Below are 1,042 nucleotides of genomic sequence, written 5' to 3'. Positions count from 1 at the left end.
CCGCCGAGGTGCTGGCCCGCATGAGCCACTGCGCTACGTTTGGCGAGCTGTGGGATTGGGCGCTGGCGCATAGCCCCGCCCTGGCGGTGCATTCCGTGCCCTTGTCCGACGCGCTGCGGGTGCTGCCGGGGCTCATTCGCCTCAACGCGGCCATTCAGTGGCGAGCCAACGCGGCGGCTTAGCTTTTCGCCAGCAAGTCGAGCCGGTAGGTTTCGTGGCGCTGGCCGCCGAGATGGCGGAGCGAGCCGGCCTGGCCCGCTTTGTCAAGAAAGAATTGGTGCACGTCATCGCCCGTGAGCGGGTAGTCGTGCACGGGCGGCGTCCAGTGCACCAGCAGGAGTTGGCCATCGGGTTTCAGGCTGGCAATGAGTTGGTCGGCTGCCCAAGCTAGGTCGGCGGGCGACCAATAGTAGCCGACTTCAGATAGCAGAATCAAATCGAACTGCTGCGACGGAAATTCTTCGGGCACGCGCATCCGCTTGATGTCGACCTGCGGCAGCGTCGCGCAACGCGCTCGCGCCTGGGCTAGCGCGGCCTCACTCACATCTACGGCCAGCAGGTGGCCGCAACGCGGGGCCAGCTGCTCGGTGAGCACCCCCAGCGAGCAGCCGATTTCAAATACCTGGGCGTAATGCGGCCGGGGCAGTGCTGCCAGTGTAGCGGTATACTTGGCGCGCTCGTAGGGGCTGGTTTCGAAGTTCCACGGGTCGCGGTTAGCCTGGTACACGTGGTCGAAATATTCCGGCGGTAGGGTGTTGGGCTGGTTCTCGTTCATGGCTGAATATCAGGCTAAATAGCCTCGAAATACACTTCGTAAGGCGTGGCAAAATGGTCCAGCATCCCGGCCGAAAGCAGGAAGCCGCCCGGGTCGTCGCTGAACACGCCGGGGGCCACCTGCGAGCGATGCACGGCAATGGCGCGCTGCTTACGGGCCGCCACGGCCTCGATATCGAGCCGGAACCCCTGCACCCCATCGGCCGGCGTGGGTAAATCCTCCGGCGCGGCGCGCTCCCAGGCCCACACCACGTATTCGAGGCGGCGC

At 65.2% G+C, this 1,042-nt stretch carries 2 protein-coding genes and 1 pseudogene; 1 reads left to right on the top strand and 2 read right to left on the bottom strand.

The annotated features are described in order from the left end of the window. Positions 1-182 (top strand): hypothetical protein (locus tag ACYVDE_RS24025; protein ID WP_460504045.1); only part of this gene is annotated, 182 nt, incomplete at its 5' end. Here the strand turns inward: ACYVDE_RS24025 and ACYVDE_RS24020 are convergent. Both ACYVDE_RS24020 and ACYVDE_RS24015 read right to left on the bottom strand, forming a co-directional pair. Beyond that, on the bottom strand, positions 179-775 hold the full coding sequence (locus tag ACYVDE_RS24020) for a class I SAM-dependent methyltransferase (protein WP_460504044.1): 597 nt from the start codon (positions 773-775) through the stop codon (positions 179-181). The genes ACYVDE_RS24025 and ACYVDE_RS24020 overlap by 4 nt on opposite strands. Before the next feature lie 14 nt (positions 776-789). Then, positions 790-1,042: pseudogene (locus ACYVDE_RS24015) on the bottom strand (PIG-L deacetylase family protein); the annotation flags it as partial.

The sequence above is a fragment of the Hymenobacter agri genome (genome assembly GCF_054778495.1).
This window is presented reverse-complemented; position numbering and strand designations above follow the sequence as displayed.